We start from the raw sequence: 6,382 nt of genomic DNA on the forward strand, positions 1-6,382 counted from the left end.
CATTCAGCACAGCAGAGCGTGCTGCCATGGGGATTGCAGAGCCCTTTGCCGTCAACCTTCGGCAAGCAGTGGCAAGGCAGTGGATGACAGGCCGGCAGGACATCGAGAGCCTGTTCGGAGGTGATCAACCTTCGGCGCCCTTCTTGCTGCCCAGACGTCTGGATGATGGCAGGATAGGTTATCCACTTTCAGGCGGTGGCCGGCTGTTCGGCAGCCGCCCGCCCGCCGCGCTGCCAACCCGGCTACGAACGTTGTGCGCCGGCGCCAGTGACGAGCAGATCGAGGCGTGGCTCAGTGCCGCAGGGCCTGAGAATGCCGAGACGGCAATACGTGAATTTGAGAGCCAGCTTAAAATATTGAAAACCAGCTTGACGCGTTGGCAGCGGCTCGGAGCGTTCAAGCTTGAATGGTTGGCGCGTTATGGTTTTCGCAAAACACTGATTGCGCGGTGGCGTCTTTCGATACTCGGAAAATTTCTGGATCTCAAGGTGCCAAGCGCGCTATGGGATATCGGGATGGGGTTTCAGCAACTTCCTGAGCTACCGGAGTCCATCGTCTTCCCACACGTGACCCAGTTCGCGCTGAGAGACTCCGAATTGACGGAAATTTCTGGAAACTTTCTGCGTGCGTTCCCGAACTTGCAGGCGCTTGACCTGACCAATGGTCAAATTCGCAAAATTTCCTTGCCCCCCTTTCTTCGTGGCCAGTTGACGTCGTTGGACTTGTCAGGGAACAGAATAAAACTGGACGCCCGGCAGGTGGAGGTGCTGGAGAGTTGCACGGCGCTGTTGTACCTGAACTTGTCGAATAACCCGCTGAACGTTGGCTTTTCAATCAGCGGGATGCCGGAGTTGAGGTCATTGTTGCTTTGTTCTACCCGGCTCCCGAGCATGCCGGGGGGAGTGTTGAGGCACCAGAAATTGTCAAGGTTTGAACTGACGGACACTACGATCACTTCATTCGATCCGGATTTTTGGGCGTCACCCATCGTGCGCAGGGGAAGATTCCGGGTAGGAATGCGCGGTGAAGCAGAGAGGCGGTGGTATGACCCGGAGAGTATTCTGAATCCTGTGCCTCAGCGTTATCAGTGGGAGGACGCTGTGGATCCGGAGTTCAGGGATGAGCTGGCATCGTTGTGGCAGAGTATTGAAGAACTGCCCGGCTCGCATAATTTTTTCGACCTCCTCAAACGCTTGAGTACCTCTGCAGAGTTCGCCTCTGATAACGGTGCGAATGAGCTTGCTTATCGGGTGCAGGAGATGATGGAGGCGATCAAGGATGCCGGAGATTCGCTTGTGATCACAGAGGATGAACTTGCCACGATCGTTGAGAACGAGCTGGCACAGGAAGCTGGGTTGAATGCAGGCAGGGAAAAACTGATGGCCGACACCCGGGAGCAATACAGCTTCAGGGCTGATTTCTTCAGGGAGTCGGAGGTCAATACCTGTGGTGATGATGCGCTCTCTCATTTTATCGATCTTGAGATGAAGATCCAGACGTGGGGGCTTATCCGAAATCCTGAAGCTCACTCGGAGGCAGAGTTGTTGAGGGTCGGTGGTCAATTTTGGCGGATGCAAAAGCTGGATGAGTTTTCTTCGATGCATGCTTTTGAATTGGGAATGGCTGCGAAGTCGGTCGATGTGCAGTTGATGTATCGAATCGAGCTGTACGATGACCTGCAACTTCCCATTCGCCGTCCTGTTATGCGTTTTACCCGTGAGTTTGACCGAAGGGCTGTAGACCGTCCTAGGGTGTTGAGGGACATCCGGGAACATCAATTGGTTGCCGAAATGGCCCCATGGTTTTGTGAGCAAGCGTACTGGCGAAAATACCTTGAGCGGACGTCGCCTGCACGCTTCAAGTTACCAGCACAACGAATCATCGAAAAGAATCGGTTACATGAGGCAGATGATGCAGAGGGCATGGAGGCATTTAACCAATGGGAGGCGGACTGGTTGCGTGATCAGCGTATGGCGTTGACCGAGGCGGCCATGCAGCGCGCGGCATATATGTGGAACGTTAACATCCCCGAATGAATGATAGGGGGGCGGCACAATTCCAGGAATGCTTACTCCCTATATCTGCCCCAGCAGCCAGCCACGAAAAGCTTTCAGCGACGGCAGCGCTTCATTTCGCGAAGGGTAGACAAGGTAATAGCTACGCTGGCTGGCAATGGCGCTGCCTGGGCTAAACAACTCGCCTTTGCTCAATTCCTCGTCAACCAGGATTCTCGGCACCAGGCCGATCCCGATCCCGGCCCGTACCGCCTGGATCAGGTGCGAGGTCAGCTCGAAACTGGGCCCCAGGCGCATGCCCCGATGCGGCAGGCTGTGGTGCGAGAACCACTCGCCCCAGGCATGCGGGTTGTTCGCTACGTTGAGCAGCACTTCCTGGCTGATTCGTGCCGGGCCCCAGCCTTGAGTATCTGTGCCGGCTTCCGGCGGCAGTATGACCACCAGTTCCTCGGCGTGAAGGCGATGGCAGATCAGCCCTGGCAGGTCATGGCTGGCTACGCCGATGGCCGCATCGATCTCGCTGGTGTCGAAGTTGATGGCTTCGATCCTTGAATGAATGTGCACCAGCATCCCTGGGTGAGCGCTGTAGAACTCATGAAGCCTGGGCAACAACCACTTCGAACCAAAGGTGGGCAGGGTGGCCAGGCGCAAGGTGCCGACCCCCGACTGATAGGCCAGCGCCTGCAGCGTGGCGCTGCGGATGCGCCCCAGTGCCTCGCTGAGTTCGCGCTGGTACAGGCGGCCAACATCGGTCAGCTGCACCTGGCGCCCTTCACGGCGGAACAGGGTCAGGCCCATTTGCTGCTCCAGTGCCTGCACCTGGCGGCTGACCGCGCTCTGGGTCAGCGACAGTTCGGCGGCGGCGCGGGTGTAGCTTTCATGCCGGGCGGCGGCCTCGAAAGCCAGCAGCAGCGACATGGACGGTGTCAGGTGGCGGTAATTCATTCATAAAAGTCATTGATAGCGGCAGGATTATCCGTTTGCCCCCGACGCCAAACTACAGGAACATTGGTCTATACGTCATCCCTGCATGCAAACACCCATGCCGGGACGACAGGAATCCCGTGAATTAGCCTATATCAAGAGGCCATCCTTCGATGATCGCCCAGCTTTCCACCGTTGCACCCGGCGCCAACTACCCCGAATTCCTCGAAGCCCTGCGCAACAGCGGCTTCCGCGGCCAGATCAGTGCCGACTACGGCACCCGCACGGTGCTGGCCACCGACAACTCGATCTACCAGCGTCTGCCACAGGCGGCGGTGTTTCCGCTGGACGCCGACGATGTGGCGCGGGTTGCTGCACTGATGGGGGAAGGGCGCTTCCAGGACGTCAAGCTGACCCCGCGTGGCGGCGGCACCGGCACCAACGGCCAGTCGCTGACAGACGGCATCGTCGTCGACCTGTCGCGGCACATGAACAAGATCCTCGAAATCAACGTCGAGGAGCGTTGGGTGCGGGTGCAGGCCGGTACGGTCAAGGACCAGCTCAACGCTGCGCTCAAGCCCCACGGTCTGTTCTTCGCCCCTGAGCTGTCCACCTCCAACCGCGCCACTGTCGGCGGCATGATCAACACCGACGCCAGCGGCCAGGGCAGCTGCACCTACGGCAAGACCCGCGACCACGTACTGGAACTGCACAGCGTGCTGCTGGGTGGCGAGCACCTGCACAGCCTGCCGATCGACGATGCTGCGCTGGAGCAGGCCTGCGCCACGCCCGGTCGGGTCGGCGAGGTGTACCGCATGGCCCGCGATATCCAGGAAACCCAGGCCGAACTGATCGAAACCACCTTCCCCAAGCTCAACCGCTGCCTGACCGGCTACGACCTGGCGCACCTGCGCGACGAGCAGGGCCGCTTCAACCTCAACAGCGTGCTGTGCGGCGCCGAGGGGTCGCTGGGCTACGTGGTCGAGGCCAAGCTCAACGTGCTGCCGATTCCCAAGTACGCGGTGCTGGTCAACGTGCGCTACACCAGCTTCATGGATGCCCTGCGTGACGCCAATGCGCTGATGGCGCACAAGCCGCTGTCGATCGAGACCGTCGACTCCAAGGTGCTGATGCTGGCGATGAAGGATATCGTCTGGCACAGCGTTGCCGAATACTTCCCGGCCGACCCCGAGCGCCCGACCCTGGGTATCAACCTGGTGGAGTTCTGCGGCGACGAGCCGGCCGAGGTCAACGCCCGGGTGCAGGCATTTGTCGAGCACCTGCAAGCCGATACCAGTGTCGAGCGCCTGGGCCATACCCTGGCCGAGGGATCTGAAGCGGTTACCCGCGTCTACGTCATGCGCAAGCGCTCGGTCGGGTTGCTGGGCAACGTCGAAGGCGAGGTGCGGCCGCAGCCTTTCGTGGAAGACACCGCCGTGCCGCCAGAGCAATTGGCCGACTACATTGCCGACTTCCGTGCCTTGCTCGATGGCTACGGCCTGGCCTATGGCATGTTCGGCCACGTCGATGCTGGCGTACTGCATGTGCGCCCCGCACTGGACATGAAAGATCCGGCCCAGGCAGCACTGGTCAAGCCGATTTCCGACGCCGTGGCGGCACTGACCAAAAGCTACGGCGGCCTGCTGTGGGGCGAACACGGCAAGGGTCTGCGTTCGGAGTACGTGCCGGAATACTTCGGCGAACTGTACCCGGCGCTGCAGCGCCTGAAGGGCGCCTTCGACCCCTTCAACCAGCTCAACCCCGGCAAGATCTGCACGCCGCCAGACAGCGCCGAAGGCCTGACCAAGGTCGATGGCGTGCCCCTGCGCGGCGACCTTGATCGCACCATCGACGAGCGTGTCTGGCAGGACTTTGCCAGCGCCGTGCACTGCAACGGCAACGGCGCCTGCTACAACTACGACCCCAACGACGCCATGTGCCCGTCGTGGAAGGCCACCCGTGAACGCCAGCATTCGCCCAAGGGCCGTGCCTCGCTGATGCGCGAGTGGCTGCGCCTGCAAGGCGCAGCGAACATCGACGTGCTGGCTGCGGCGCGCAACAAGGTGTCGTGGCTCAGGGGCCTGCCCGCACGCCTGCGCAACAACCGTGCGCGCAGCCAGGGCCAGGAAGACTTCTCCCATGAAGTGTACGACGCCATGGCCGGTTGCCTGGCGTGCAAGTCGTGCGCCGGCCAGTGCCCGATCAAGGTCAATGTGCCGGACTTCCGCTCGCGCTTCCTCGAGCTGTACCACGGTCGCTACCAGCGCCCGCTGCGTGACTACCTGATCGGTTCGCTGGAGTTCACCGTCCCGTACCTGGCGCATGCACCGGGGCTGTACAACGCGGTGATGGGCTCCGGATTCGTGAGCAAGCTGCTGGCGGACAAGGTCGGCATGGTCGACAGCCCGCTGATCAGCCGCTTCAACTTCCAGGCCACCCTGGCCCGCTGCCATGTCGGCGTGGCCAGCGTGCCGGCCCTGCGTGAACTGACTCCGGCCCAGCGCGAGCGCAGCATCGTGCTGGTGCAGGATGCCTTTACCCGCTACTTCGAAACACCGTTGCTGTCGGCCTTCATCGACCTGGCCCATCGCCTGGGCCACCGGGTGTTCCTGGCGCCGTACAGCGCCAACGGCAAGCCGCTGCATGTGCAGGGCTTCCTTGGGGCGTTCGCCAAGGCGGCGGTCCGCAACGGCACCCAGCTCAAGGCCCTGGCCGACTGTGGTGTGCCGCTGGTGGGCCTGGACCCGGCGATGACCCTGGTGTATCGCCAGGAGTACCAGAAGGTGCCAGGCCTGGAGGGTTGCCCGAAGGTGCTGCTGCCGCAGGAATGGCTGATGGATGTGCTGCCCGAGCAGGCACCGACCGCCCCGGGCAATTTCCGCCTGATGGCGCACTGCACCGAGAAGACCAATGTGCCGGCCAGTACCCGACAGTGGGAGCAGGTGTTCGCCCGCCTGGGGCTGAACCTGGTAACCGAGGCCACTGGCTGCTGCGGCATGTCCGGCACCTATGGGCACGAGGCGCGCAACCAGGAAACCTCGCGGACCATCTTCGAGCAGTCGTGGGCGACCAAGCTGGACAAGGAGGGAGAGCCGTTGGCGACCGGTTACTCGTGCCGCAGCCAGGTCAAACGCATGACCGAGCGCAAGATGCGTCACCCACTGGAAGTGGTGTTGCAGTACGCCCAGCGCTGACCAACAGGGCGCCTAGGGGCTGCTTGGCAGCCCCATTCGCGGGTGAACCCGCTCCCACAGGGATGTCACAGGGCCTGAGGGCAGTGTTGTACCTGTGGGATCGGGTTCACCGAGGGTGTCAGAAATTTTGTGTTCGGGCATAACATGAGTAAGAGGTGCATGTATGCCAACCAAAAAAAACCGCTCCGAGAGTTACCAAAGATTCCGCAAGAGCTGCTGGAACAGTTTTCCGCTGTTCCGCTGATGACC

The 6,382-nt window shown here is 61.2% G+C and carries 3 protein-coding genes; 2 read left to right on the plus strand and 1 reads right to left on the minus strand.

Annotated features, from left to right (window positions below):
• Positions 1-2,036: NEL-type E3 ubiquitin ligase domain-containing protein (locus HP547_RS26265; RefSeq protein ID WP_306140575.1), on the plus strand; the 2,036-nt coding region annotated here is incomplete at its 5' end.
• A gap of 39 nt (positions 2,037-2,075) precedes the next feature.
• Here the strand turns inward: HP547_RS26265 and HP547_RS26270 are convergent.
• The gene (locus HP547_RS26270) at positions 2,076-2,960 is read right to left on the minus strand and encodes a LysR substrate-binding domain-containing protein (RefSeq protein ID WP_172288326.1); all 885 of its coding nucleotides are present in this window, start codon (positions 2,958-2,960) and stop codon (positions 2,076-2,078) included.
• Between the two features lie 152 nt (positions 2,961-3,112).
• Here HP547_RS26270 and HP547_RS26275 point away from each other — a divergent pair, with 152 nt between their 5' ends.
• Positions 3,113-6,133, plus strand: a complete 3,021-nt coding sequence (locus HP547_RS26275; RefSeq protein ID WP_172288328.1) for an FAD-binding and (Fe-S)-binding domain-containing protein — start codon at positions 3,113-3,115, stop codon at positions 6,131-6,133.
• The last annotated feature ends 249 nt before the right edge of the window (positions 6,134-6,382 follow it).

It is taken from the genome of Pseudomonas sp. CM27, from assembly GCF_013179515.1.
Taxonomy (GTDB): Bacteria; Pseudomonadota; Gammaproteobacteria; order Pseudomonadales; family Pseudomonadaceae; genus Aquipseudomonas.